Raw genomic sequence first — 26,898 nt, 5'->3', positions numbered from 1 at the left:
GTACAATGCTTCAGGTATATACTCTTTAAAATACTGCCTAACTTTTCGTAGGATTAATCTTAAGAAAGTAACGAAGCAAAAACATACATAAATAGTTTGTGCAAATAATTATATATTGTATCCGTATAAAAAAATGAACAAAAATGGAAAGTAGTAAAAATAGAAAAACAGTAAATACTTTAATAGAGGTATCTCACATAATAATTTTTAAATATGCTATATCAAGGAAATCGTATGTATGCGAAGAATTTCTACAGGTATGTTAGAGGTATACGATGGAGACTAGAGATACAACATTTCTTGTTGTGATGGTTTTGTCATCCTTCCTTCTGTCCTTTGAGTGGCTTAGAAGGTTTGAATACACACCCACAAATCCCCTGATAATTCTTTCGGTTATGGTTCTGGTCGGAACATTAGCTGTTATGCTCATCTCTATTAACAACAAGCTTCAGGAGTTCGAAGATAAGATGGAAGCAAAGGACCGTACCCTCAAGGCAAACATGGAGAGTACGGGAGTAAAAATCGAAGAAAGGATGAATGAACTATCAAGCAAAGTTGATAATGCTATTTGCGAATTCAACCGCCGAAAATACCATTAAATTTTATTTATAATCTATTTTCTATATAAACACGAAATTTTCAGTATTTTGTCCTTGAGGAAGGTTGTGGTTCGAATATTCAAATTTTTTTCTAACAATTAAATATAATTTTCAATTTAATAGTCTAATAAAAGTTTAGCGGTACGTTCTTTATAATGCAGGAATTTTCTACATGGAAAGAATCAATTAATTAAAGATTGAATCGAGATTTTTACAAACAGACATTCTGATTTTACACGGTTTTGAATCCAAATTTATTATTATTTCCCTTTTGTTTCATTGTAATATATGTTAATTTTTTCAATTTAATTCATACTCAATTAAGGTATTTCAGGTGCAGGCTCCATGATCTAGTAAAGTATATATATTGGTTCTTCTGTAGTACAGAGGAATATCTGCAATTAAAGCTATTATATAAATAATAGATCAGATATTATGTATCGCAAGTTATTATTACTCAGAGTTAGTATAATTTGATTACTTGTGTAAACAGGTAAAGAAGGAAAGCTGATATGCACCTTAATCTGGAACCGATTGGCATTATCAAGAAGGTTGCAAATAAGTCGGAAATTTTGATTTATTCTGATTTTGAACAGGTAATACGAAATATTGTTTCCAAAATAGGAGAAGGGGCTGAGAAGGGACAGAAGCTCCTGGTCGTCCATAAAAACAATAGCAATAAACAGGTAGATGGCCACCAGGTTCAGGTCACGAAAGCGACGTTACTGGAAAGGAAAGGCAATTTACTGACAATATCCAAAATAGAGGCAAATGAAGATTCAGTAATCGATGTTCGGCTTGATCTTACCGCCTAATTTTTGAGGTATCTGTAGAGGCTCGTCAAGCTTATTAAGTTCTCATCTCTTTTCTCTGCCTTACCGGATAGCTTTAATTGGCTTTCTGGAAGGTGGACGGGTACAAACTTCATAACATTGAATTGGTTTGGTTATCTTTTTACTGCTGAGCAGTAGCTGTCTTCAATAAGATCTTTTTGAATAACTGTGAACCTGTAGTAAACATAAAATCCAGTACATATAAAACGTATTGCTCAGTAAATAACACGTATTGCGGTAAAGTATCTTTGATATTCGTTTTACACTGAATCTAGTTGAAAGGTTAAAGAATAGGAAGGAAAGCACTGATGCTTTAAGATAAAGTTCAGATACTCGAGGGAAAACATGGGCACAGATATAGGCGATCTGCTCCAGAAAAGAAAAGTTGAATTTTCAGATCTTGCAAACAGGGTGATTGCTATTGATGCATTTAACACGTTGCATCAGTTTTTGAGCATTATTCGCCAGCGGGACGGGAGTCCCCTGGTCGATTCCGGAGGGAGAGTAACCTCCCACCTCTCAGGCCTGCTCTACCGAACAGCGAGCCTTTTTGAAGCCGGTATCAAGCCTCTTTTTGTTTTTGACGGCAAACCTCCTGATCTCAAGTCCGATACTCTGAACCGTAGAAATGAAATAAGGGAATCTGCACGGGAAAAATGGGTGAATTCACAGGCCGAGGGGGATCTAGAATCTGCTTTTAAGTATGCTCAGGCTTCTTCGAAGGTAAACCGGGAAATCGTTGAAGATTCCAAATATCTTCTCGAAATTATGGGAATTCCTTTTGTTCAAGCTCCCTCTGAAGGGGAAGCACAGGCTGCACATATGGTTCTCAAAAAAGATGCTAACTGTGTTGCTTCTCAGGACTACGATTCATTCCTTTTCGGAGCTCCGATAGTTATCCGGAACCTGGCTGTCACAGGAAAACGAAAGCTTCCAGGAAAGAATGTTTACGTTGATGTCGAGCCCGAAATAATCGAACTGGACGAAACCCTTAATGCCCTGGGAATTGACAGGGAGCAGCTTATAGATATTGCTATTTGTGTGGGCACGGATTACAATAAAGGCCTGGAAAAAGTAGGTCCTAAAACAGCCCTCAAACTTATTAAAAAGCATGGAAATATCCATGCCGTACTCCGTGAAAAGGGGATAGAGATTGAAGCTGTGGACAAAATAAGAGAATTTTTCATTCACCCCGAAGTAACGGACGACTACGAAATCAAATGGGGCAAACCTGATTCCGAAAAGCTCATCGAATTCCTCTGTGACAATCACGATTTTTCGGTTGACAGGGTGGAGAAAGCAGCAGAACGCCTTAAGGCTGCTTCAGGAGCCAGGCAGAAAACTCTTGACCAGTGGTTTTAACGGAATTTTTCTGTTCAACTGCCTCTTTACATTAAATTCCTTCTTTATACAAATTTTTTCATAAAATATTCCGGCAAAGAGGTTTGAGACTGGCAAAAGCAGGCACAAACTCTTTCCAGAAAGAGCACTCATATGTCCATACTCATGGAATTGTGGATCCTTAACTCCTTTATACATCCAAGGGACTATATACAGTCAAGTGGTCCTTTGCCGGACTGATAGCAACAGCTTTTTTTCAAATCCTTGTTTTTTGGATCTCGGGAAGTGAATACCTTCCCGCTAATACAATCTATAATTTTGGGGACGCCGCAACCGCAATTTTCCTGGGTTTTGCCTTTCTTCTTTCCAGGAAAAAGCCGAATAAACGTTTCACTTACGGCTACGGCAGAGCAAAGGACTTGCAGGTCTGTCAATTGTCTCCTTAATCTTTTTAAGTGCGACTGTTGCTGACTATGAGTCGATTTTCAGGCTTTTGTGGCCGACACCATGCATGGGCCGACGGCTTTACGAGCCTTGCCGCGCTTTTCTGGGTGTGTTTGGGATCTGGCTGGGTTATCAGCTTGCAGACCTTCCGGTAGGGCTTCTTATTACCATTGCAATTCTCCTAGTAGGCTGGGATGCGGATAAATCCGTATTTTCCTGTATAGTAGATTGGGTAGATCCAGACATTGTTGACAAAATCCTCCAAGTAGCCACCAGGGTAGAAAAGGTAAGGGATGTGGCTGAAGTAAGGGTTCGCTGGCTAGAGCACAGACTGCATGCGGAAGTAAATATTGCGGTAGATTCATTGCTTTCTGTTGAAGAAGGGCATGCAATTGCCGTCGAGGTACGGTACAGAATAATGCATGGACTGGGTTACCTTTCAAATGTAGTTGTGCATGTGAACCCACTCGGATCAGACGAAGTATTTCACAGGTTTCTTTAGCATGAACATGCAGTCTACCATCCTACTCTCACTGAACCTGTAAGACCCTTCAAGCTCCTAATCTGGAAATCTCTGCGCCGCTGTTTTTTGCCCTGGTAAGCATTACAGTCCCGCCGACCGATTCGTCGAGCAACTTCTGGACTTCTGCCTGGAGCTGCCTGCCTTCTGATTTATTATCTACAAAGGAATATACCACAGGCCCAAAAGAACTTACTCCTGCTCCATAACTTCGGCTGCGCATGAAAGATGCGATATCTTTTACAAATCCAGGCCAGATAAGGCTCTCCCTTTTATTGAAGCCTACAGTCTGGACATGGTTTACTGCGGCCCCAAAACTCTCGATATCTCCCTCTATTACTGCAGGCATCATCTGCATGAGAACCACATGTGCAATTTCCCTGACTTCTTCTATAGGGAGGGGACAGAATTTCTTGAAGATCTCGATTTCTTCCTGGTCATGCATTCCCTTCTCGTTAGGGATTGCTATAACTATGTCCCATTCAGGAAAGTCTCCCCTGAAGAGCACCGGTCCGGGGGGCACTCTGCTGGCAGCAGACGGCATAAAAGCACCTTTGTCTTTAAATCTGTGCCCTCCGTCAACAATAAATCCCCCCTTTTCAAAAGCAGTTACTCCTATACCTGAAGTTCCTCCTCTCTTTACTGCAAATGCCAGTTCCCTAACGCTCTTCCCAAGTCCATACAGTTCATTCACAGCTGCTGCCGCGGCCAGGGAAGATTGAGTTCCTGATCCGAAACCCACATGGGCTGGGTACAATTCCAGTACGTTGATCTTTATCCCTTTCCCTGCAGGAAGCAGGGCTTCTGCAGCTTTTTTCATTCGATCGGCAAAACCCTGCAGACCTTCGATACTGACTCTGTCGGCTTCTTCGGCCGTAATCTTTATATTCGGAGAGGAAAGGGTTAGTCCTGTTCCTCCATCGACTCTTCCGATCTCTGCATTCATATCAATAAGAGTCATATGAATTCGGCAAGGAGTGGTTATTTTGATCATTCCTGTTAAACTCCGAAACTACATTTAAAGCCTTATGACTTCTTAAGTTCTGTGCTCTTTTATTGTAACTGCTGATATTTAATCTTTTAAATATTATCTTTCATCAAGCCTTAAGTTTCATGAAAATAATACGAAAGATCAAAAAAAATGAAATAAAAGAAAACTGAAATAAAGAAAACCGAAATAAAAGGGAAATTAAGATGTCTGAAGTTTCAGACAGTTTTTCTTCTTCTTTAATTCTTCTTTAATTATTGTTTTATGATAAGTGATTTCCCTGTCATCTCTTCAGGTTTCCGGAGCTTGAGGAGTTCCAGAAGAGTTGGTGCAAGATCGCATAATTTTCCGTTCTTAAGAGCTTTTACCTCACCGTTTCCTGCATAAATGCATTTTACCGGGTTTAAAGTATGCGCAGTATGCGGCTCTCCTGTTATCGGATTTTCCATCTTTTCGGCATTTCCGTGGTCTGCAGTTACAAGTGCTACACCCCCTGCTTCTTCCAGAGCCGTTATAACTCTACCCACGCAGCTGTCTACTGTTTCGACTGCCTTTACTGCAGCCTCTAAAATTCCGGTGTGCCCCACCATATCCATATTTGCGAAGTTTAGGAAAATCACATCATACTTTCCTGACCGGATTCTCTTAATCACTTCATCAGTAACCTCATATGCGCTCATTTCAGGTTTGAGGTCATAGGTGGCGATCTTTGGCGAGGGAATCAGGCAACGGTCCTCTCCTTCATAACATTTTTCCTGTCCGCCGTTTAAGAAAAAGGTCACATGGGCGTACTTTTCGGTTTCTGCAATGCGGAGCTGGATAAGCCCCTGCTTGCTCAGCACTTCTCCAAGCACATTTTTTAGTTCTTCAGGGGGGAAAGCTATGGGCAAATCCAGGGTTTCATCATACTGGGCCATACATACATAGTGAACCTTCGGCCGTTTTTCCCTGGTGAAGCCTTCAAAAACTTTATTCACAAAAGCCCACGTAAGCTGCCGAGCCCTATCAGGCCTGAAGTTGAAGAAGATTACAGAATCACTGTCCCGTATAATTGCCTCAGGCTTTCCTTTCGAATCGGCTATTACAGTCGGTTTTACAAACTCATCAGTTTCTCCCCTTTCATAGGCTTCAGAAACTGCAGTCTCTGCATCAGGAGCTGTGTAAGGAGCAATTCCGCTAGTCAGGGCATCGTAGGCAAGTTTTGTCCGGTCCCAGCGTTTATCTCTATCCATTGCGTAGTAGCGCCCTGATACGGTTGCGATCTTAGCACTTCCGCTCTCCTTACAAAAAGCATCAAGCTCCTTTACGTCTTTAAGGGCGGCTTTAGGGGGTACATCCCTCCCGTCCAGAAAAACATGTATATAAACGTTTTTAATCCCTTTCTCCTGTGCAAGTTTGATAAGGGAATAGAGGTGAGTCATATAGCTGTGAACTCCTCCGTAGGAGACAAGTCCCATGAGGTGCAGGCTTGAATAATTGGCTTTGACATTTGAAATCGCATTCAAAAAAGCCGTATTTTTAAAGAAATCTCCTTTCCTGATGGAGAGGTTTATTCGGGTAAGGTCCTGGTATACAATTCGCCCTGCTCCTATATTCAGGTGCCCGACTTCGGAGTTTCCCATCTGACCTTCCGGAAGACCTACGGCCTCCCCGGAGGCTTCTAATAAACACCAAGGATATTCTTCCGTCAAGCGGTCAAGGTTTGGAGTTCTGGCTGCCAGGATAGCGTTTCCTTCTTTTGCTTCCCTGTAGCCCCACCCATCAAGAATCATGAGCATAAGAGGTCTTCTTTCCTGAGTCATATGAAGGGAATTCCACACCTGTTTATAAATAGCTTGTTATAAAACTCTACAGTAACTGTTATAATATTTTATATTATATATTTATTGGGTATTGAAAATATATTGACTGTCCTTAAATATAAGTATTAACAATTACATATCTCTCAAAAAACGTAAAAATGAGACCCAAAAAGGCAGTGTGTCTCCATATCATTTTTATGGAAGTTCAGGCTAAATCTCCGGTTAACGGGAAGGAGGATTGTATTCATGAGTCAAAACATTAAAGATATTATGAACGTTCGTGATGTAAAAATTACGGATTTAACCGCAAACCCTGCTCCTCTGGGTTTGATGGGTTTCGGAATGACGACTGTACTTTTGAATCTGCACAATGCAGGGTTCTATTCACTGGGAGCGGTGATTCTTTCTATGGGCCTCTTCTATGGTGGAATAGGTCAGGTCATTGCCGGAATAGAAGAATGGAGAAAAGGCAACACTTTCGGGGCTACAGCTTTCACATCATACGGGCTTTTCTGGCTTAGTCTGGTGGCAATTGTCCTGCTCCCTAAGTTAGGGGATAATTTTAAAGAGCTGGCTCTAACTTCGACAGACTTTGCTGCATACCTCTTCATGTGGGGACTTTTCACTCTTTACATGTTCATAGGCACACTGAAAGCAACACGGGCTCTCCAGGTTGTTTTCCTTACCCTGACAATCCTGTTTTTCCTTCTTGCTGCAGGAAACTATCTGGGCAACCCGGCAATACTCAAGATCGCCGGTTATGAGGGAATTCTCACAGGGTTTTCAGCAATTTACGCTGCCATGGGGCAGGTACTGAACGAAATGTACGGAAAGAAAATAATTCCCTTGTAACATTTATAATTCGCTTCTTTTTGGGCTACAATTGCCCTTTATTTTTTACTATTTTGGTGTTTTCTACTTATCAGAGTTTTCAGGGAAGCCATTTATTTCCTCTATTTCATGAATTGTTTGTGAGTTTGCCTTCTCTCTAAAATGTCTTACTTTTTTAAAGATTCCTCCATTGGTCATCGGTTAAGGAATTTTCTTGCCTGAAAGCTATCGATTTTGCACCTTAAGCCTGATTAAACTTTGGCCATTTTATATGAACTCGATACCTTGTTCCAGTCCACCATATGTTGAAATTTATAACAACTGTTGTGAAAATGGGGGCATTTTGTCACGATTCCTCACTTAACCGAAGACGCATGAAGATTCCTCTACTTTAACAGATAAATCAGGGATAGATAAACCATGGTTACACTTATATCTTTGAAGTTTTCTCTTCCGGCCTTAATCGCAGTGTAGGAAATTATTCCCCAGACAATTCCTTCCGCAATCGAATAGATGAGAGTTATCATCAGGATAGTAACTGCTGCAGCAATAACCTCTGTCCGGGTTTAAGAGGTGAGATCTCTTAACCCCTTAATCATGAAAATTTCTGCCATGATAAGGGCCGGAGATATCATATATTCGGAGATAACGGCTGAGCTGGGCTATATGAAGAGCGCAACCAGAAAAAAATCCTGCAACTACAACTGAAGTAAGCCCTGTCTTTCCTCGGCTGCGGATGCACTTAACATACCTAATTCCTGTAAATGTCCCCAAGACCACTCCTGAACATGTTGCATCCGTAAACCCAATAAAAGCAATAATAAAGTCTATTCCTGCATTTATTGTAATTTTAAGATTTTTTGGAATTTCATTGACTATAATCTCTCTGAATTTTATAAGGGTTAGATGACAAGACAATTCCAGCTACAAGAACCGCAGTAAAGGCAACCTGCCAGCTCATATTCAGACCGAGAATCATGTCAAATGTAAAAAATGCATTTAAGCCCATTCCCGGAGCCGGGGCAAATGGACAGTTAGCCCACAGCCCCATAATAAGGGTTCAGATTGTGGTTGAGACGCAGGTCACAACCATCACAGTTCCAAACCATCCATGCGGTGAATAATGGTGAAGTTTACAAAAATGATGTAGCCATTGTTACAAATATGATCAGCTTGGCAAAGATCTTTGTTTGTAGATCGGTTTTGTTTTCATACAGTTTGAATAACTTTTCCAAGATTTTCAGTATGCAACTTAATACATTTCTTTCATACATTGGTTTCTACGCCTAGAATTATTCCGATTTTTTATAAAATGTATGCCAGTATCTTTTTTATGGAATAACGAGAACATAATTTCCTTACAACCAATTGTTAGTTTATTCGGCTATTATTAGTTCATTTCTTTAAAATTTAGTTGACCAGTTATCTTTTATACAGATTGTAAAATCTTCTATTAAGTTAATAATATTTGTAAGTCGTTCATTATTATTTTTATGAACTCCAATGTATTTTTCGAAAGTTTTGACCGCTTTATCAGGCATAGACTAAGGAATGTCTCAGAGTATGGGGAAAAGAATGCTACTAGCGAATTGTTAAAAAGTTCTATATTAGTTGCATTTTCAGGTGCATTCAGAATTCATCTCGCTTTCCTCCTGCTCCAACTCCAGTCCAATATATTTACCTGCATTGCAGGAGGACTTGTAATCTACTCTGTATATACACTCGACAGGGCACTCGGTTCCGAAGAGGATACTGTAAACCGGAAAGAATTAAGTGGCTCTAAAAAGGAAATAGGTCTTGCTGCCTCCATGCTGACCTTTGTCATAGGAAGCTATATACTGGCAAAAGAGGGAATGCTTGCACTCGCATTCATACCTTTTGTGACCGGCTTTCTTTATAGTAAAGGTATTAATATCGGAAAATTTTCTTTGAAACTCAAAGGTGGACTTGGAGTCAAAAATTTTGTTGTGGGTCTTACCTGGGGTACTTTCATTTCCGGGCTTGCAGGTAGCACCTGTAGAAACATTATTCCTATTGTTCTAATCTTCACTTTTTTTGGAGTCAAACTCTTTGTCAATTCTACTATATATGATTTTAAAGATATCAAAGGGGACACTCTCGCAGGTATAAAAACCCTTCCTGTAAGCCTCGGTATACGAAATACCCGTAACTTCCTTCTAGGAGTGCACATGCTCTCCCACCTGATACTCGGTATTGCTCTAATCAATGGAATTCTTGCTTTCGAACCTATGATCATTCTCTACAGTTTCATATGTGGGCTGATCTGCATCCAGAGCTATACAAAGTCTGATGACGAAGAGCCTCCTTTCCGGAAATTCAAAAGGATCATTCTTGTGGACGGAGAATCAACCTCAATAATCGGACTACGGACGATTGCAGGTGCTCTGCTGGTATAAATTGTATGGCTTAACAAAAGTTCTATGCTGAAGTATAACGAGCAATACAGCAGACAGAATGTCTCAGAGAAAGCGATTCAATCCACAGTGAATTTACCGGACTCAAAATTGCAAATCCCTAAATCCTTATTTTCCATATCTCGTTTTTCAGGGTTCTTCTCCGGAAATTTCCTGCAGGATTTTACAGATTCTTTATTTCAATTGAATTTTCTTTATAATACTTAGAAAGGTCTTCTCCCCATTTAATTGAAGACGAGTCAAAACCTATCAGGTCATTTCGAGGATCGAAGGTTCCGTTTTTGAAAAAGAGCGAAAGGGATAAGAATCGATCTGTTACCACAAAAGCTATCTTTGCATTGTCATACACATGGAAACTTGTATGCTTGTATTTAAGGAATTCTTCAATTTCAGCACTATGCTCGCTTTTTATTTTGAAGAAAACATTGGGTGTAACAATTATGGAAATCGGAATATTATGGCGGGCCAATTCCAGGAACATTGGAGGATGGCTTGGAAGAAAAATGGATGAAAATCCCATGAACTGGGTAGAAGATAACACATTTTCCATAAATGCCTTATGAGTATCGTAAATATGTTCATGTTCATCTCTTACAACCCTGCATTCTTTAAGTTCCTGAATCCTGTTTAACAACATATCCGGAATTGCAACAAGGTCATGGTCTCTCCAGAAATCTTCATTTGATTCTATAGCTGTGAGGGTGTCCAGGAAGGGCTTGTAATATATGGCTGAAACTTTTCCGAGGGAGGTCAATTGATACATTCCTTCCTGCCTGACAATCAAATTTGCGGTTTCCATCTCTTTCAGGCGAGGCAGAATCTCAGGTGACCTTACATCAAAATAATCTTTGATTTCGGAAAGAGTTCTAGGATTTTCCTGAAGTAGAAATAGAATATCCTTTCTCTTTTCAGAAAAAGTTAGAATGCTTAAAAGTCCGTTGGATTTCACTTTTATCAACCCATTATTTTTAATATTGTTCCTGGAAATAATTGGGGCTTTATGTCCCTATGTAGGCTCTCCGCTTTTGATTTACAATATATAATATTTAAGTTTTATATTCCTCTCTTTTTTTACATTGAATTGGAGTAGCAGTTATGTCTGGGTGATATAACATTGCTATAATGGTATACGAATTCAATATATATTATCTTTTTTGAGAGTGTACTTAATCATTACTGATTTTTTCTATCATTCCGGATTGTATGTATCTGGCTTCCGAAAAAGTAGACAGACACTTTAAATAATCTTTCCGTCCACGAACAGAAATTTTATATGTTAATGGTATTAGATTATTTTACTAATATACATTTCATAGTTAAGTATTCAGACAATATAACAAAAATAATACTTAAAAAATTCATATTCATAAGTAATATATTTATTAAATATTTACCAAAAGTAAGCGATTTTTAAAGCAGGGATGCGTTGGATCAAACGTTAAATAAATGTTATATGTGAAAACGTTCAAAAAAAGCTGAATATATAACTTAATACAGTGAATTTAATTGAGTAAGTTCTCAAAAACTGTGAAAAGTATTATATCCTCATTTTTTATAATGAGCTCATCCAAAACTCAAAAGTGCTTCTTTGAATCTCGTATTCTGAATAATCAATCAAGATTTCTGATCATGATAATTATTTCTTAAGCGCTTACTGATTGAGAATAAAACTGGTTTTGGACGAGCTCAATAAAAGTTATATTTAATCAGTAGTCCAGATAGATCTGATCTATATCCTGAATTTTCCTTTAAAATATAAATATATATATTTCCTGTGTACTCGAAACTATTGCCAATTGAGCGTTAACAGGTCTTAAAATCATTTGTAAATTTGTTTCCCCTGCCCCTTAGACGGCAGAGATTCGGATTCCGGTTTCAGCCCATTGTTATTTTATCGATTATCTCAATGGAGGAAGTGGCGCATGCCTGTGAAGATCATGGCAACTCCGAGCCGGTTTGCAGTGGCAATAACCTCGCCGTCCCTGATTGATCCGCCTGGGGAGACTATATAGCGGATATTATTTTCTGCGGCATAAATTATGCTGTCATCGAAGGGGAAGAAAGCATCCGACGCCATTACGCATTCTGACATAACTTTTTGGCAGTAATCTTCAAAGGAAACGTCAAGATGTTCTCTTTTGTAAATTGTCCTCAGATTTTCGATAGCCTTTGTGGCTGCCAGTTTGCGGATAGAGTCAACCCTATTAGGCTGCCCTGCACCCATAGCCAGTACCATGAAAAAGCCTGACTCGTACTCATGAGCTAGGATCACTGCGTTAGATTTGGTTGCTTTACAGGCTTTCAGGCAAAATTCCGAGATAGAACGCTTGTCTTCAGGATAGGGGGCATCTGTGACCGACTCCCATTTCTCGTAGATTCCGATGTCGCGGCTTTGCTTGAGCATGCCTCCGATTATATACTTATATGTATATTCTGTCCCGAAAATTTCCCTGAGTTCAGGCAGTTTCAGGAGTCTTAGGTTCTCACTTTTATTTTTCAGATATTCAAGGGCATCAGGCTTGAAGTCAGGAGCAAGGATAATTTCCACAAATTTTCCATTGAGAAAAGTAGCAGCCTCAAGGTCAAAGATTTCATTCGTGCAGATTATGCTTCCATAAGCTGAAATCGGATCTCCGTCCCAGGCAGCCTGAAGAGCTTGAAGGAGTGTGCTTCCGGTAGCAAGTCCACATGGGTTGTTATGTTTTACGATTGCTACTGCAGGGAAGGCATTTCCGAGTTCTTTTACCGTCTGAAGGGCATTGTCAGCATCCACATAGTTATTATAGGAAAGTTCCTTCCCATGCAGCTGGGCGGCTTTTGCCAGGCTAGGGCCTTCTATTTTGGGGTCTTTATAGAAATAGGCTTTCTGATGCCAGTTTTCTCCATAGCGGAGTTTCATGCCGTCAGTAAACTTCAGGCGAAGTACTTCTTCTCCGAGCAGAGTCTTACTAAGGTAAGTATCGATGGCTGCATCGTAATCAGCGGTATGCCTGAAAGCCTTGACTGCCAGGGTAGCCCGAGTCGAATCCGAAATTATTCCGCTTGAGCGCAGTTCTTTTAGGACGTGCCCGTAATCCGATGGGTCGGAGAGTACTGTTACCGAACGGTAGTTCTTGGCTGCCGAGCGAAGGAGAGTTGGGCCCCCTATATCTATATTTTCAATGGCTTCCTCAAATTCTACATCTTTTCTTGAAACTGTTACCTCAAACGGATAGAGATTTACAGCCACCATATCAATGAGAGATATCTCTTCTTTTGCAGCTTCCTCCATCTGTTCCTCGCTTTCCCGCAGACATAAGAGCCCTCCATGAATTCTCGGATGGAGAGTCTTAACCCGTCCTCCCATCATCTCCGGACAGCCCGTAACTTCCGAGACATCGGTAACTTCTATGCCGGCGTCGCGAAGAATTTTCGCTGTCCCGCCTGTTGAGATAATCTTCACGCCAAGTGATTCAAGCCCGCGTGCGAATTCTGCAATTCCTGTCTTATTTGAGACGCTGAGCAGTGCCCTTTTTACCAAAAAATCACCAATATATTTGGTTTAAAAATTATTAGCTATAAAACTTATGGTTTACACGTATTATATTAAAAAGAAGCTTCTCTTTTCGGGAAAAACTAGCTTCAATTCTGAAATTCCAGTATTCCCTTCAGTATGCTCTCAGAAATCTTCTGGATATGTAGTTCTTTAAGTTTTTGGTACTTTGTATGCATAACTTTCTGAAACTATACTAATATTAACTTCTTTCAGGAAAAGTGTTCAGGTGAAATACTTATTCTTTGGAAATAGAATGAATAGGAAATGCATAGAGAAACGGCTTTTTCCAGGATTACTTTTTTAATTTCTTTGTCCAAAAAATAACATATCAAATGTTGTGGGGAATTTAATGGAAAAAAAGTATGATATTATCATTATCGGGACAGGTACTGCAGGCAGGACTCTTGCAGGCAGGGCACGGTCATCGGGATTGAAATTCGCTATTATTGACTCAAGGAAGTACGGAGGCACCTGCCCTCTTAGAGGTTGTGACCCAAAAAAAGTGCTTGCAAGTGCATCTGAAGCTATGGACCTGAATAACCGGTTGATAGGAAAAGGCGCAGGGTCTCATAACTCTCTAGAGATCGACTGGCCCTCACTTATCAAATTCAAGAGAACGTTTACTGAGAGCTATCCTCGTGAAACTGAAAAGATGCTCGCGGATTTGGGGATTGATATGTATCACGGAATAGCCCAATTTGCTGATGAGAAAACCGTAATTGTCGGAGAGGATAAACTCAAAGGGGAATGTATCTTCATTGCGACGGGATCAAAGCCCAGGAAACTGGGCATACCCGGTGAGGAATACCTTACAACGGATGAGGATTTCATGGAAACTAAAAAGATCCCTAAAAAGATAATTTTCATCGGGGGTGGCTACATTTCTTTCGAGTTTGCGCACATTGCGAGAAGAGCAGGATCCGAGGTCTTAATTCTGCATAGGAGCGAAAAACCTCTCGGATCTTTCGATTTCGATATGGTAGATCTGCTTGTAAAAGCTTCAGAAACAGCAGGCATTAAAATCCTTACAAATAATCCAGTGGCAGCTATCAAAAAGGAAAATGACGGTTTTCTGGTAAGGACCGAATTCAAAAAAGGGGCTCAATCCGAAATCCGAACTTATAATGCGGATATGGTTGTGAACGGGGCGGGGAGAGTCCCTGATATCGAAGACCTGAAACTTGAGAATGCAGACGTTAATTCTGAGAAGAAAGGTATTATAGTTGATAAACACATGCGGACTTCAAATCCAAATATTTACGCTGGAGGAGACTGTGTCGCCGAAGGCATGAAGCTAACTCCGGTAGCAACACTTCAGGGCCAGATTGCTGCAGCTAATATTCTGGATGGAGATGATGCCGAAGCTGATTATACAGGTATCCCGAGTGCTGTCTTTACTATTCCTGTTCTGGCTTCTGTGGGAATCAACGCAGCAAAAGACAGCGATAAATATAAGGTGATTTTCCGGGACAGGAGCAAATGGAAGACAACTCAGAGAACAGGTATCGAATTTGCAGCTTCAAAGGTAATTATTGATGAGGTAAATGACCGAATAATGGGAGCTCATATTCTGGGTCCGAACGCGGAAGAAGCTATAAATATTTTCGCCATGGCAATGAGGCTTAACATCAGTGTATCGGACATAAGAAAAGTAATCTTTACCTATCCTACTATATGTTCGGATATTCCTTATATGCTGTAAAACCTCTTACAAGACCCGGAAGCAGGCACTCAAATATACTCTGTACCTTAACTAAATGTAAATACAGACTTCGCAAAGAAAGTACGCTTTCGCTGAAATAGGAAACAAACCCGAAAATTTGGAGTTACTAATGTCTGAGAAAAAGCCAAAAAAATCGGCTACTCAAGATTTTCTTTATGAATCTGATATTCCTAACAATAGGCACAATTTTGACCGGATCTGGGCTCTTCTAAAAAAAGAGTACCCGAATGCAAAACCTTCTCTTAACTACAGTAATCCCCTTGAACTTCTTGTGGCAACCGTTCTTTCAGCCCAGTCAACCGATGTCCAGATTAATAGAGTAACCGAAAAATTGTTCCACAAATACAGGACCGCAGAAGACTATGCAAATGCAGACCTGAGAGAACTTGAGATTGATGTCTATTCAACAGGTTTTTACAAAAACAAAGCAAAGAATATCAAAGCTGTTGCGCAACTGATTGTTGAGAACTACAATGGGAAAGTCCCGGATACTATGGAAGAACTGGTTAGTTTGCCAGGCGTCGGAAGAAAAACCGCTAATATCGTGCTTGCCAGAGCATTTGGAATAATTGAGGGTATCGCTGTGGACACGCATGTAAAAAGGGTTTCAAGAAGGCTGGGGTTTACGAAAAACTCCGATCCTGATAAAATTGAGCAGGACCTGATCTCGCTTGCCCGAAAGCAAGACCTTGATTCGATCTCCATGACCCTGATTTATCATGGAAGAAAAGTCTGCCAGGCAAGAAAACCAAAATGTTCATCCTGCGTTGTGAATCAGCTCTGCCCTTCAAGTATAATATTTATGAATCCTTAACCTCTATTTTTCTGAGAGTAATGGAACCTTTAAAGCCCGAACCTCAGGCTTTTTTATTGAAAACTTTACCCAGCCCAAAACTGATTCCCATTACTGCAAGTGTTCCCACTGCAATTGCCAGAACTTCTCCGCTCTTCCCCAGGCCTTCAATTGAATAGTCAGGCATTGGGGACCCAACTACTGGTTGAGATTCTTCAATTTGGGACATTTTTGACTCTTCAACTATCCCTCCAGCAGCACTTTCAAGCCCGTCAGGATCTGGAGATGCAAGGAATGGGGCTAGAACGGCGAGCAAAAGCGCAATCACAATTCCGGCGTAAAAAAATTTCATATTCGATTTTCCGCTCATGCGTGGGTCTCCTTTGTCTCCTTTTTAAGTCTATCTGGTCTGGCAGTAAAACTATCCTCAAGAAGGTCAGGGCGGGATTTTGCAATCGCTGTGATTACAATTGCAGTAATCAGCCCTTCTCCGATAAAACCAATTATCAGGTGATAGGTGCCCATGGCGATGAGGCCTGGGACGAGGGGGAAAGTCCCTGCAATCCAAATCTGAATCGCGCAGACTATTGCCGAGATAAAGAGTCCTAGCCATGCGCCTCCGAAGGCTGCAATGCTTGTGCCTGTACTCTTGCGAAGGGCAACATATGTATAATATCCGACAAACCCGGAAATGATACCCATATTCAGTATATTTGCTCCCATGGTTGTGATCCCACCGTCACCAAAGGCGAAACCCTGCACAAGTAGGACTAGAGTAAGCACAAGGACTCCGGCCCAGGGGCTTCCGAAGACGATGGCAACAAGGGTTGCTCCTACCATATGCCCGCTTGTTCCCATCCCTATGGGAATATTCATGGCCTGGATTGCAAAGATTCCTGCGGCAAGGGCGGCAAGAACAGGTACTTTCATTTCGTCAAGTTCATTTTTTGCCCATTTCATTGACATTATTATAAATGGGAGGGCAATCAACCAATAGACGATTGCCTGAGTTAACGGTATAAAAGAATCAGGTATATGCATTTTTGTTTTCCTCTTTTTACACCTTATTTTTAATTTTCCCCGTTTTTACTGTGAACATTTCAGTCAATATGTTTTTTCAGAACATTTATCATAAAATAAAGGATAAACACTGAATAAAATCAAAATTTACGGAGTACGTCAATGTAAATGAAAAGCAGTTTATTCATCTGTTTATAACTGTTCTCGCTATTCATTTCGGTATGAATTCTTGAAAGATTACCAATATACTCTTAGATAACTCAGTATTACATATATATATTTTGGTATTACTTTTTTTGACAATTTTTTTATTGGAACCTTCTTCAGTATCTGTATATTTATTTTTTAGTCGAATTAAGTATCCTCATATCTTTCACTAAGAGCCTATCCGAAAAGTCATTAACGCATGTTGAAAAGTTACGGTAGGTCTATAATATCGGCATCCTTTCCGGTTGTACATATTGTCAATTGTAAAAGTTACAGTAGGTAACAACACTTTTCGGATAGGCTCTAAGTCGAATATATATTCACATTAACTATGTTGGCTGTAATTCCTTATCTATTACGAAACTTAACGAGAAGAAGAGCTAGAGGATCATTGTTAAAAAGTAGAACGGGAAGACTACGTCGAATATAGCTGAGATCCAAGGGATTTCAGCTTTTCTTATTTACCTGCGTTGTTATCTTTTCATATATCATGTAGCTTTTTAAATCCATCTACTCACTTTCAATGTTTTATCACTATAAAAGATGGCAAATTCTCCAAGAAATTAATGTACTAATAAATGTATGAATATATTAATGAAATTTAACATCAAATGGTAAAAAAGATATAAAAAATGTTAAATACCGGTTAGTAGTATAAAGATAGAGTGTCTCTGGCGAACAGACACAAAACTTAAATTACCTCCTAAATCAACTAAAGCACCTGAACTCCTTTTTTCCCCTGCCTGTGGTACCAAAGTAGGCAGGGACTGGGTGCAAAAGATGGAGCACTGGATTAAAAATAATAACCAACTTTTTCACCCCGAAAATCGACAGAATGCCAAACTTTCGGCGGAGTTATATATTTTATTAAGGAATGATAAAAATATAACTTCAAATTTACAGTTTGGGAATTGATCTATAGTTCTATTTCCTCAAATAATCATTCTTGGAAACAGAAACCCTTTATATTATATTTAAATCACTCCTAAGTTAGGATACTAATTCAAATTAAGTAGGCTCAAATTATTAACCATATCCAAAAATATTACTTTTATTTTACAGCAAATTTTTAAAACTGCCAAAAAAATGTTTAAAATCTGGAAATTGAGGAGATTAATTCCATTAAAATAACAAATAAACTATTAAAAATATGTACTTTTTTGAGAAAGCATTAAAACCACATTTATCTGGGAAATAAGACTCAATAATCCTTAAAAAACGGATCATTTTTTGAGGACCCTACATTGCATTAAATCGTTCGTATCTCAATATTGAGCAGCTTTTCAGTCTTATCTGGAAAGTAAACTGTTTGTTCTTCTTATATATGTAATATCCACACTAAACTTGCACATATTGTGAGAGAATCAAGCATGATCAATACGGCATAAATATTAAAATAAGTTTGATGCTTTAGGCGCTGGTTTGTTATTTCAATCACTTAAGTTCTATTTGAGTTAAATTAAACTAATATAGTGTCAACCATCAAAGATTCAACGATTCTGAATAGTCGCAATCGATTTTATACGACATTTTGCCGTTGGCGCGACACTAATTTGATCAGCAATTTTTCTTATTACATCCAGCATTCCATCAGGTTCAAAAGGTTTTACTATAAAACCCATAGCGCCTATTTTCATTGACTCTGTTATCAGGGCCTGCTGCCCAAGAGAAGAGCACATTACCACTTTTGCCTCCGGATCCATAACAAGAAGTTTTTGCAATGCCTCTTTTCCATCCATATCTGGCATAATTATATCCATTAACACGAGATCCGGTTTTACTTCCAGATAAGTTTGAATTGCCTCTTTCCCATCACCCACTTCAGCAACCACTTCATATCCGTGCTTTAAGAGAGTGTCTTTGATTACCATTCGCATAAACTCGGCATCGTCCACGATCATAACTCTCACTATCTATTTCCCTCCTTTTTATTTTTATTAAAAGAATTTTACTATTGAGCCTATCCTGAAACTCAAAATTAGCTTCTTCAGATCTGGTATTTAATATAATCAATCGAGTTTCTGATGTTCAAGTTTTCAAGGAAATTTTTCAATTTATCTCACTCTCAAATGCCTGGTTATCATCAATCCTGTAATATACTTCTTCCAAATCCTTATGCAACCTGTTAACTTCTTTCTCCCATAATTTTTTTATTGGATTCCGGACAGGAGCCCATTTTCAAAGCTGCGATTTTCGCATAGTTCCGGGAAATTTTTCTGTTACTCCAGGAAAGGCCGAAAGCCAGATCGGTTTTTCTGATACTGTATTTTTCGTGGATCAGAAATTCATAAAGTTCAGAAACCTTATCCAGCTTTTTTTCGGAACTTTCGGAAAAGTTTGGGGCAAGGTCAGCCAGATTCACAAGATGAGACTGGACGCCACAACTTTCAGGGCACAGTTTTTCCGAGTTTGCAAACTTAAGCATCTCTCTAAATTCAAGGAAACTATCCGTCTGCTCAAAACCTGAGGGTAGAGTTTTTCCGAGGAAGATAAGGATATGGATGCACTCGTGAAAGAGGATTTTTGCTATCAGGAACTCAATTCTCTCCTGAAGGTTCCATAACCTTTCGACCAGTTCCCTTTCCCACAACTCATATGGATTTACCAGGACAAGGAATTTGTAGGTTATTTCTTGTCTTTTATGGAAACAATCTTCTTCGGCTCGAAGGCTAACCCCTGTATCATTCCAATAAATTGCACTCGGACCGCCAGATCCCAGCAGTGTTCCCATTCTTCTGAACGCACACATTTTACCTTATAATATTTTCCGTCAAACTGGACCCTTTTTATTAGCCGGTACAGATCCTCACTTTGTTCTTTGATAAGAGCTTTTATCATGGGCTCCCGGTAAATGTTCAGATCAAGATAGAAAAGTCCTGGAAGAGATACAGAGCAATCAGGAGAAAGAAAATACCCAAGAGAGAAGAACTGGGCAAAATGAGGAGTCGGCGAAGATACAAAGGGTAACTCGTCCCACTCCCTATATATCTGTAAACCGTTTTTTTGCTTCGGTGAAGCCTGTTTTGCTTTAATTTTCTGCATTAAGAATCCATTCCCTAAAATTCACCGGTTTCTACCAAATTAGGAACTAATTGGTAACACTATTACTTACTTTCATGTTATTTTATACTTAAAAGAGTTTTATAACTAAATACTTTTTCATATCAAAATAAAAATTAGTATTAACAAACCGGGAGATACAAAGAAACTGGATTCTTTGAAAAATAACAGATAAATGCAAAATAATTTATTGAAAATTATAATCTAACCTATTCTTCAATCCGAACCGCAGGAAATTCACTGTGGCCCCTTCTCTTACCTCCTTCTGAGAAATCGTTCTCAATACTTCTTTTGCAGATTTTACAACACATTATGTCCTCTTTTATCTCTCAAACTGCCGCAACTCTCTTAAAATCATCTGAACTCAGAAACGGGAAAACTCATAGTTTAATTCTCAAACTGACTTTCCGCACGTTTCCTTGGAATATTTTTATTTCTCTGGGCATCAACTATTCATCTAATTTCACATCGTTAAATTCTATTTTATTGTTATTTCTATGGGTAAATTTATTAGTTTTGTATGCAATTAATTAGTAATAGGAAATAATTTATTTTACGAATGCTAACATAAGTATGAACCAGAAGCTAAGAAAAACTTTCTGGCAAGGGAAGGAATAAAATATGCCTGATAAAATTGCGAGAACAAAAACCCTCAGATTAAAAAATACGCGCATACGAAGCTTGAAAATAAAGGGTCTGACGCCAAAACCTTTCGTCATAAAAAATCCGAGCTTAAAGGAGGTTACCTTCCATAAAGTCAAATCCTAATAATGCATGAAATTTAACTTTAAATTTACATCAAATTTGCAACACTGCCGAAAAAAAGCTCAAAAACTCGAACCTTTTGAAAATGGGAAGTGTTTACCAACCCAATTAAAAAACGGATACAAAAATAAAAGCCTTCAAAAAATAGAACTAAGAATAGCATAAAAGAACTTATGCAAAAAAGGGCAGGTAAGGGGCTTTCTTTATAATATTTCTTGGAGGTGTTTATATAAACTGTAAGAAAGTTATTGCCAACTACTGGAATATAAGGTCTTCCACATACACAAACGGGGTAAGTGGTTTTGATGAAGAAGAACGCACTGTCTGGAAACAAATCTTTGAAAATTCCCTGGTTTCCAGTGAGCGTTTGAAAGTACTGGACGTGGGGACTGGTGCTGGTTTTCTTGCCCTTCTTTTTGCTGAGATGGGGCATAAGGTAACAGGCATAGATCTTTCCGAAGGAATGCTTGAGAGAGCAAAGCATAACGCACAGAATATGGGCCTTGAGATTGATTTTTTCCATGGGGATGCGGAAAACCTACCTTTTGAAGACAGTTCTTTCGATCTGGTCACGAATAAATTCCTGCTATGGACTCTCCAGCAGCCTGCGTGTGCTGTCCGGGAATGGAGGAGGGTTCTTAAACCGGGAGGCACGATTTTTGCCATAGATGGCGACTGGTTTGATCCCCGACCAGGCAGACGCATTAAAAGAATGCTTTCCGAAGGGGCTGAAAGGTTTGTGAAAAAGAACCAGACCGCTTCGATTTTCAAGGATTGTTATGGGCCAATCCGGAATTCACTGCCTCTCTATGAGAAAATAAGTCCGGAGAATGCTTCTCTCCTCTTTTCTGAAATCGGATTTGTGAACACCGCAGTCAATCCTCTTCTGGAGGTGCAGAAGTTTAAAAAAAATAGGCAATCATTCACGCAGAGGCTTCTTGGGAGTAACTCCATTTTTCTGATATCGGGGCAGAAAAAGTTAGAATAAGTTCCTCTGTCACTCTGAATGAGCCAATGCCAAATGCCCTAACATTTTTATTTTCCCGACGTTAACGATTATTTTTTTTTGTTTTTGTATTCAATGGCTATTTCAACGAATTCTTCATACGTTTTACTTATTTTTTCATATGTAATTTATATATATATTTTTAATATTAACACCTGCAGAATATTATCCAAAGCTTTATATACGTTTTTCACAGACCGAGTATATATTGCTATAATTATATATTTTTGTTAATATAATTACAACGAATTGAATCGGATCTTATCTTATGAGCAGCTTACTGAGCACAGAGGACAGCAATTTTTCACCCTTATTTCAGGAACATGGACAGAATTTATTCAATATAAGAACTATAAAATCTTGCATATTGAATTTTTACAGTAACATTCAATCTTGTGATATGAATCGAATTGCCGAGTTTAATCTTCCCCATCTTTACGAAATCTTCTCTGACTTGGATGAAATTGGGCAGCTTGATGTCACTGACGCTCTCTGTCAGGTTGTACTCAGGGACCCCGAGATCAACGCCGTACTTCCTTCTATTTATGCCAGTTACACCCATTTTTTTAGCCTGCATGAGACCCAACTTGCAAGAGAAATTCTGGCCTGCAAAGAACCCTGGAAAATGCTGGAATCTTTTCCTCTGTATGCCAGGTACAAAAATCTGATTAAAAACCATATCCAGAATTCTTCCCAAATTAAAGTGCTGGCTTTTGTAGGCTGTGGTCCCCTTCCTGTTACTCTACTGCTTTTCAGTAAACTATACGGCATCCGCTGTATCGGCGTAGATCGAGACCCCGAAGCAGTAGTTCTGGCAAAAAGCTGTGTAAAGCACTTTGGCCTCGAAAAGGAGATAAATATTCTTGAAGGGGACGAAACCGCACTTTCAAAAATTGAATGGGATTCTGTACTGATAGCAGGACTTGCCGAACCCAAAGAGCGCATCTTCCGGAACATCCATTTGATGATAAAAAATAGAAAATCAGGTCCTGAAAAATCCATCTCAGTGTGCTACCGCAACTATAGTGGCATGAGACAGCTTCTTTATTTGTCAGTCCAGCCGGAACAGATCAAAGGTTTTCGAAAAATAAAAGAGATATATCCAGCTGGAAAGGTAAACAATACCCTGGTCTTCCTGGAGTGTGAGTAACATCCTCAAAATTGGGGCTGTACCCTTAATCGCCGAACTTCGGCAGATTCATGCTCGTGTAAATGGTCTTGAGGAGATCAAAATTCTGGAAAGTTCCTCAATCGAACTGCATGCCGTATTTAAAAGACTGGATGAACTTGCAGCCCTAGATATAGATGAATTATCCACAGAGATGATCCTTAAAAGCCCGGGATTTGACTCCTTGCTAATTTCAATTTCTAACTTTCGGCTTTTATACAATCTGAAACTTGAAATTGAAAAAGCAAAAAGTCTTCTCTCAAGCCGGAATCCATGGGAAGACCTCCAAAATTTTACTTTTTATCCAAATTATCTCCAGCTTGCCAGGACCGAATATACAGGTTCCTGCCTAAAACCAAAAGATTGCGTTATTTTTCTTGGAAGTGGGCCTCTACCCCTAAGTCTGATAGTTCTCTGCCACAAATATGGTCTTTTCGGAATTGGAATTGAGCAGGATAAAAAAAGAGCAAGCCTCTCCAGGAAGGTAATTGCCCGCCTTGGTCTTTCCGAAAACATCACGATAATAGAAGGAAACCACTTCATTCTACCACTTAATACCAGCTGTGACCTTTACATGGTTGCTGCCCAGGCTGAACCTAAAGAAGAGATATTCGAGCACCTTGCAAAAGTCCTGCCAAAGGGAAGTAAAGTCTCCTATCGTCTCTACAAAAGGGGTCTTCGGAGAGTTCTGGATAGTAGTTCTCTCTTCGAACTACCTGCCGGATTTGAAGAATATCTTCGGGTTCAGCCGGAACCTCCAGTTAATAATACGGTTGTATTTCTGAAAAAAAGATAAAATCTTCTGGAGATCTATAAAAAGTGGGTTTCAAAAACTATATAACTCAGGTTTCTTTTCAGGCAGCAGATCTCTCAGACATAAAGATGAATATATAATATGCAACCTGCACTCAGGAGCAAAAAAAAGACGTCCTGAGCCCTGATTTTTTTCCTGTAATACGCTTTTTCATGCCCGCTTCCGTAGCCTCTGCAAAGCATACTGATATAGGTCCTTTCTCCCTGCTCGTAGGAGCGTATGAAAATTGCGCTCATACTGTTTCCTACCTGCTCGATGACCCATCTCCTTGGGACATCTTTGTTCCAGATATCGAAGAGCCTGGTCTGCTGCGCAATTTTTATTCTTTTCAGGACTGACCAGAACAGGAAAAGATAGCGTACCATCATACTCAGCAGCAGGGTAAATTCTCTTGGGATGCCTATCCTGTCTGCTGCTATGACCATATCTCTCATCCGTGTAGTGGAAGAGAAAAGGACGACGACTGTTATGCAGACCAGGAATTTCGCAATCAGTGAACTTCCGAAGGCAAGTCCCTCATAGGTTATGCTGAGCCCGAAAGGCAGGCCAAGAGGATAAGGGGTATAAGTTTCCATAAACGAAGGTCTCAGAAAAGGCTGAATAAGGGCAATTCCGAGTCCGAACGGTAAAATAGCAAGGATGCGGAGGGCAAAATACCTTAAGTCCAGTCCGGCAACGAGCACAAGAAACAGTAAATAAGCTTCTATGGCAAGAAGGCGAACCATATTTTTTTCGTGAATCCTCGGCAGGCTCACTACGTAAATGATTATTGCAAGCGAAAAGAGCAATTTTACTCTGGGATCAAGCCGGTGTATGAAGCTGTTTTTGTATGACTCGCGTTCAATATCCGTGAGGGTTACCATCAAATGTTCTCCTGTGCGGAAGCTTTTTTGACTTTCACGTCGTCCCTGCCGTTTTATCACTGGGGCCGATAACCCTCAGGATTTCGTCCCTGGCTGCTTCGGCTGTTATTTGTATGTTAATATCGATTCCTTCCTGCTGGAGCATTTCGAATACCTCGGCCACTCTTGGGAGTCTTAGATGAGCTTTCCTGAGAAGCTCGGAATCACTGAAAATCTCGTCCGGGCTCCCTTCAGCTTCAAGTCTTCCATGGTGGAGAACAAAGACCCTTTCAGCAAAATAAGGGACAACATCCACATCATGGGTAGAAAGGAGCAGCGTGATTCCAAGTTCCCTGTTCATTTTCATAATCAGTTCAAGGACGCGGGCGGAACTTAGAGGATCGAGGCCTGCTGTTGGCTCGTCAAGCACTATCACTTCAGGGCGCATGGCAAGAATACCTGCGATTGCCACCAGTTTCTTCTGCCCTCCGCTCAGATGGTGTGGGGCTCTTTCTTCAAAACCTGTAAGTCCAACCATCTCCAGAGCTTCTTTTACTCTCGTTTCGACCTCGCCTCTGGATAAACCCATATTAATCGGTCCAAAAGCAATATCTTCTTCAACACTCGGAGCGAGTACCTGGTCATCAGGGTCCTGAAAGACAATTCCTACCGTTTCCCTGCAGGTCCTGACATTCTTTTTAGTAACCTTTTCTCCTTTTATCAGAACCTCCCCTGAAAGAGGCCGCAGGATTCCATTAAGATGCTTGAATAAAGTGGATTTCCCTGCCCCGTTAGCCCCAAGAACTGCAACTCTTTCCCCTTTGAATATTTTTAAGTTAATCATATCCAGGGCGTTTGAATCAAGGTGAGGGTATCTATGACAGAGGTCTTTGACTTCAAGGATAGGAATACCGCTTCTTTCAGAGGCTCTGTCTGCCTTTTCGGGGCTAGTCCCTGTTTTAATATTACTTCTGCCTATTATTTCCTTCTGAATAATTATTGCTTCTTCGGAGTTCCTTGGGGAATTCTGTATGCTCATACTTGAAAACGTCCTGTATGAAATAGTGTCTAACTTCTGAGAACTAACTTTTTTAAAAATAGTGTTACTACTAATGAAGTTATCTTTTTTATGTTTTATGGTTTTTACTTTATTTTTTGTATTTTATATTCTGCTTTTAATCTTCATTTTACTGCTTGCGCTTTAATTTCCAATGTTAAGTTACGTACCCTCACAAAAATATCCTTAGTAAATGGTCAATAAACAGTACAAGAATGCGGTTTGAAAAATATATATCCAGATACGGGACTCTGATACTTGCGCTAAGGGTCGGAGTCATATTTCTTCTTGAAATGTATTAGCTCCGAAAGGTGGTTCATAGAGAGAAATTCATTCTTTTGATAAGTACTACTTATTTTTAATTTATCAACATTAAATAACACAATTATTGACAAAAGTATTAAATAGTTGTTTGTCATTTAGTAATATGTCTTACGAACAGACAGAATTCATACGAACAGACAAGAAAAAGATACGCCTCCTAAATAGATCTAAATTTGCAATGTTGGTCTCCTCACCTGTATACAAGGCAGATGGGGAGCCACAATGCTAAAAGTAAGTAATATAGGAAAAAACTTAGATTTTCCTCGTACTTTTGAATCTTATTATGATTTTATAATTATATTGATTGAATCATGAATAATATACCTTGATTAATCATTTCTTTGCTATGTGAACTTTCTTTCAGAGTAGAGTTGATTGACGTTGTATTGATGTTTTGTTAGTCTGTAATCAACGTTCCTACTTTCTCGTTTTTCTATCATTTTTCATGCTATGCTTTTCTGAACTCCAATATCCTATATCATATAGGAATACTCAACCTTTGACCGATTACCGCGCCCATCCAATAGAATAAATCTATAAAAAATACATAGGAGTTATAAAAGTGAAATTATAAAAGTTAAAGTTCCTCGGATATTTTTGACTTCGTTTATCATCCATATATATTCTATATTTTCCCAGAATAGTAGGAGGATTTCTTATAACTGACTTTCCGCAGATGTCTTCAAAAAAATAACATTTTTCTTGTTATTGTTTTTGGTAAATTATTTAAAAATTTGCAGTTGTTATCTCAACCGAAGATTAGGAAAACGGCTACTGGAAGTTTTCAATAA

General features: G+C 39.4%; 22 protein-coding genes and 1 pseudogene. 12 read left to right on the top strand and 11 right to left on the bottom strand.

The features are described from left to right. Positions 1–275 precede the first annotated feature (275 nt). The 5 genes from RG963_RS03645 (at position 276) to RG963_RS03625 (ending at position 3,719) form a co-directional block, all read left to right on the top strand. Positions 276–599 carry a hypothetical protein gene (locus RG963_RS03645; protein ID WP_310574920.1) on the top strand — a complete coding sequence of 108 codons (324 nt, stop codon included), beginning with the start codon at positions 276–278 and terminating at the stop codon, positions 597–599. Between the two features lie 512 nt (positions 600–1,111). Beyond that, positions 1,112–1,414 carry a hypothetical protein gene (locus tag RG963_RS03640; protein ID WP_310574919.1) on the top strand — a complete coding sequence of 101 codons (303 nt, stop codon included), beginning with the start codon at positions 1,112–1,114 and terminating at the stop codon, positions 1,412–1,414. A 363-nt stretch (positions 1,415–1,777) separates the two neighbouring features. Further along, positions 1,778–2,794: a flap endonuclease-1 gene (fen, locus tag RG963_RS03635; RefSeq protein WP_310574918.1), complete on the top strand. Its 1,017-nt coding sequence runs from the start codon at positions 1,778–1,780 to the stop codon at positions 2,792–2,794. A 215-nt stretch (positions 2,795–3,009) separates the two neighbouring features. Continuing rightward, positions 3,010–3,219, top strand: a complete 210-nt coding sequence (locus RG963_RS03630) for a cation transporter (RefSeq protein ID WP_310574954.1) — start codon at positions 3,010–3,012, stop codon at positions 3,217–3,219. A 65-nt stretch (positions 3,220–3,284) separates the two neighbouring features. Beyond that, on the top strand, positions 3,285–3,719 hold the full coding sequence (locus RG963_RS03625) for a cation diffusion facilitator family transporter (RefSeq protein WP_310574917.1): 435 nt from the start codon (positions 3,285–3,287) through the stop codon (positions 3,717–3,719). Between the two features lie 49 nt (positions 3,720–3,768). Here the strand turns inward: RG963_RS03625 and RG963_RS03620 are convergent, their stop codons facing one another. Next, entirely contained in the window at positions 3,769–4,731 is a 963-nt protein-coding gene (locus tag RG963_RS03620; protein WP_310574916.1) for a beta-ribofuranosylaminobenzene 5'-phosphate synthase, read from the bottom strand. Positions 4,732–4,979: 248 nt separating this feature from the next. After that, positions 4,980–6,527: a 2,3-bisphosphoglycerate-independent phosphoglycerate mutase gene (gene gpmI / locus RG963_RS03615; protein WP_310574915.1), complete on the bottom strand. Its 1,548-nt coding sequence runs from the start codon at positions 6,525–6,527 to the stop codon at positions 4,980–4,982. A gap of 246 nt (positions 6,528–6,773) precedes the next feature. Between gpmI and RG963_RS03610 the strand changes: the two genes are divergently transcribed. Beyond that, positions 6,774–7,379, top strand: a complete 606-nt coding sequence (locus RG963_RS03610; RefSeq protein ID WP_310574914.1) for an acetate uptake transporter — start codon at positions 6,774–6,776, stop codon at positions 7,377–7,379. A 1,472-nt stretch (positions 7,380–8,851) separates the two neighbouring features. Then, entirely contained in the window at positions 8,852–9,775 is a 924-nt protein-coding gene (locus RG963_RS03605) for a UbiA family prenyltransferase (RefSeq protein WP_310574913.1), read from the top strand. A gap of 181 nt (positions 9,776–9,956) precedes the next feature. Here the strand turns inward: RG963_RS03605 and RG963_RS03600 are convergent, their stop codons facing one another. Together RG963_RS03600 and purH are read right to left on the bottom strand one after the other, a co-directional pair. Further along, the gene (locus tag RG963_RS03600; RefSeq protein WP_310574912.1) at positions 9,957–10,742 is read right to left on the bottom strand and encodes a helix-turn-helix transcriptional regulator; all 786 of its coding nucleotides are present in this window, start codon (positions 10,740–10,742) and stop codon (positions 9,957–9,959) included. A 954-nt stretch (positions 10,743–11,696) separates the two neighbouring features. After that, positions 11,697–13,313 carry a bifunctional phosphoribosylaminoimidazolecarboxamide formyltransferase/IMP cyclohydrolase gene (gene purH / locus RG963_RS03595; protein ID WP_310574911.1) on the bottom strand — a complete coding sequence of 539 codons (1,617 nt, stop codon included), beginning with the start codon at positions 13,311–13,313 and terminating at the stop codon, positions 11,697–11,699. A 364-nt stretch (positions 13,314–13,677) separates the two neighbouring features. Between purH and RG963_RS03590 the strand changes: the two genes are divergently transcribed. After that, on the top strand, positions 13,678–15,030 hold the full coding sequence (locus RG963_RS03590) for a dihydrolipoyl dehydrogenase family protein (RefSeq protein ID WP_310574910.1): 1,353 nt from the start codon (positions 13,678–13,680) through the stop codon (positions 15,028–15,030). 130 nt (positions 15,031–15,160) lie between these two features. Beyond that, positions 15,161–15,865 (top strand): endonuclease III, encoded by a 705-nt coding sequence (gene nth, locus RG963_RS03585; protein WP_310574909.1) that lies wholly within the window; start codon positions 15,161–15,163, stop codon positions 15,863–15,865. 43 nt (positions 15,866–15,908) lie between these two features. Here the strand turns inward: nth and RG963_RS03580 are convergent, their stop codons facing one another. The 5 genes and pseudogenes from RG963_RS03580 to RG963_RS03560 all read right to left on the bottom strand — a co-directional run bounded on the left by RG963_RS03580 (position 15,909) and on the right by RG963_RS03560 (position 20,113). Continuing rightward, positions 15,909–16,214 carry a PDGLE domain-containing protein gene (locus RG963_RS03580; protein ID WP_310574908.1) on the bottom strand — a complete coding sequence of 102 codons (306 nt, stop codon included), beginning with the start codon at positions 16,212–16,214 and terminating at the stop codon, positions 15,909–15,911. Next, the gene (gene cbiM, locus RG963_RS03575; RefSeq protein ID WP_310574907.1) at positions 16,211–16,885 is read right to left on the bottom strand and encodes a cobalt transporter CbiM; all 675 of its coding nucleotides are present in this window, start codon (positions 16,883–16,885) and stop codon (positions 16,211–16,213) included. The genes RG963_RS03580 and cbiM overlap by 4 nt, the downstream gene beginning before the upstream one ends. A 1,742-nt stretch (positions 16,886–18,627) precedes the next feature. Then, positions 18,628–18,984: pseudogene (locus RG963_RS03570) on the bottom strand (response regulator); the annotation flags it as partial. 212 nt (positions 18,985–19,196) lie between these two features. Beyond that, on the bottom strand, positions 19,197–19,802 hold the full coding sequence (locus RG963_RS03565) for a hypothetical protein (protein WP_310574906.1): 606 nt from the start codon (positions 19,800–19,802) through the stop codon (positions 19,197–19,199). Further along, complete coding sequence (locus RG963_RS03560) at positions 19,697–20,113, bottom strand: hypothetical protein (protein ID WP_310574905.1); 417 nt, start codon at positions 20,111–20,113, stop codon at positions 19,697–19,699. The genes RG963_RS03565 and RG963_RS03560 overlap by 106 nt, the downstream gene beginning before the upstream one ends. A 988-nt stretch (positions 20,114–21,101) precedes the next feature. Here RG963_RS03560 and RG963_RS03555 point away from each other — a divergent pair. The 3 genes from RG963_RS03555 (at position 21,102) to RG963_RS03545 (ending at position 23,866) form a co-directional block, all read left to right on the top strand. Continuing rightward, on the top strand, positions 21,102–21,884 hold the full coding sequence (locus RG963_RS03555; RefSeq protein WP_310574952.1) for a class I SAM-dependent methyltransferase: 783 nt from the start codon (positions 21,102–21,104) through the stop codon (positions 21,882–21,884). A 418-nt stretch (positions 21,885–22,302) separates the two neighbouring features. Then, a complete protein-coding gene (locus RG963_RS03550; protein ID WP_310574904.1) occupies positions 22,303–23,052 on the top strand; it encodes a nicotianamine synthase family protein in 750 nt (249 codons plus the stop codon). Further along, positions 23,045–23,866: a nicotianamine synthase family protein gene (locus RG963_RS03545; RefSeq protein WP_310574903.1), complete on the top strand. Its 822-nt coding sequence runs from the start codon at positions 23,045–23,047 to the stop codon at positions 23,864–23,866. Before RG963_RS03550 ends, RG963_RS03545 begins: the two co-directional genes overlap by 8 nt. Positions 23,867–23,940: 74 nt before the next feature. Here the strand turns inward: RG963_RS03545 and cbiQ are convergent, their stop codons facing one another. Together cbiQ and RG963_RS03535 are read right to left on the bottom strand one after the other, a co-directional pair. Further along, a complete protein-coding gene (gene cbiQ / locus RG963_RS03540; protein ID WP_310574902.1) occupies positions 23,941–24,747 on the bottom strand; it encodes a cobalt ECF transporter T component CbiQ in 807 nt (268 codons plus the stop codon). Between the two features lie 34 nt (positions 24,748–24,781). Further along, positions 24,782–25,765: an ATP-binding cassette domain-containing protein gene (locus tag RG963_RS03535; protein WP_310574901.1), complete on the bottom strand. Its 984-nt coding sequence runs from the start codon at positions 25,763–25,765 to the stop codon at positions 24,782–24,784. Positions 25,766–26,898 lie beyond the last annotated feature (1,133 nt).

Origin of the sequence: Methanosarcina baikalica, from assembly GCF_031461075.1 — an archaeon.
GTDB lineage: Archaea > Halobacteriota > Methanosarcinia > Methanosarcinales > Methanosarcinaceae > Methanosarcina > Methanosarcina baikalica.
This window is presented reverse-complemented; position numbering and strand designations above follow the sequence as displayed.

Coding starts and splice junctions, on each gene's coding strand:
- RG963_RS03640 (WP_310574919.1), top strand. CDS start 1,112: ATGCACCTTAATCTGGAACCGATTGGCATTATCAAGAAGGTTGCAAAT.
- fen (WP_310574918.1), top strand. CDS start 1,778: ATGGGCACAGATATAGGCGATCTGCTCCAGAAAAGAAAAGTTGAATTT.
- RG963_RS03535 (WP_310574901.1), bottom strand. CDS start 25,765: ATGAGCATACAGAATTCCCCAAGGAACTCCGAAGAAGCAATAATTATT.
- RG963_RS03560 (WP_310574905.1), bottom strand. CDS start 20,113: ATGCAGAAAATTAAAGCAAAACAGGCTTCACCGAAGCAAAAAAACGGT.
- RG963_RS03620 (WP_310574916.1), bottom strand. CDS start 4,731: ATGATCAAAATAACCACTCCTTGCCGAATTCATATGACTCTTATTGAT.
- RG963_RS03610 (WP_310574914.1), top strand. CDS start 6,774: ATGAGTCAAAACATTAAAGATATTATGAACGTTCGTGATGTAAAAATT.
- cbiM (WP_310574907.1), bottom strand. CDS start 16,885: ATGCATATACCTGATTCTTTTATACCGTTAACTCAGGCAATCGTCTAT.
- RG963_RS03580 (WP_310574908.1), bottom strand. CDS start 16,214: ATGAGCGGAAAATCGAATATGAAATTTTTTTACGCCGGAATTGTGATT.
- RG963_RS03605 (WP_310574913.1), top strand. CDS start 8,852: ATGAACTCCAATGTATTTTTCGAAAGTTTTGACCGCTTTATCAGGCAT.
- RG963_RS03550 (WP_310574904.1), top strand. CDS start 22,303: ATGAATCGAATTGCCGAGTTTAATCTTCCCCATCTTTACGAAATCTTC.
- gpmI (WP_310574915.1), bottom strand. CDS start 6,527: ATGACTCAGGAAAGAAGACCTCTTATGCTCATGATTCTTGATGGGTGG.
- RG963_RS03590 (WP_310574910.1), top strand. CDS start 13,678: ATGGAAAAAAAGTATGATATTATCATTATCGGGACAGGTACTGCAGGC.
- cbiQ (WP_310574902.1), bottom strand. CDS start 24,747: ATGGTAACCCTCACGGATATTGAACGCGAGTCATACAAAAACAGCTTC.
- RG963_RS03565 (WP_310574906.1), bottom strand. CDS start 19,802: ATGGGAACACTGCTGGGATCTGGCGGTCCGAGTGCAATTTATTGGAAT.
- RG963_RS03645 (WP_310574920.1), top strand. CDS start 276: ATGGAGACTAGAGATACAACATTTCTTGTTGTGATGGTTTTGTCATCC.
- nth (WP_310574909.1), top strand. CDS start 15,161: ATGTCTGAGAAAAAGCCAAAAAAATCGGCTACTCAAGATTTTCTTTAT.
- RG963_RS03625 (WP_310574917.1), top strand. CDS start 3,285: ATGGGCCGACGGCTTTACGAGCCTTGCCGCGCTTTTCTGGGTGTGTTT.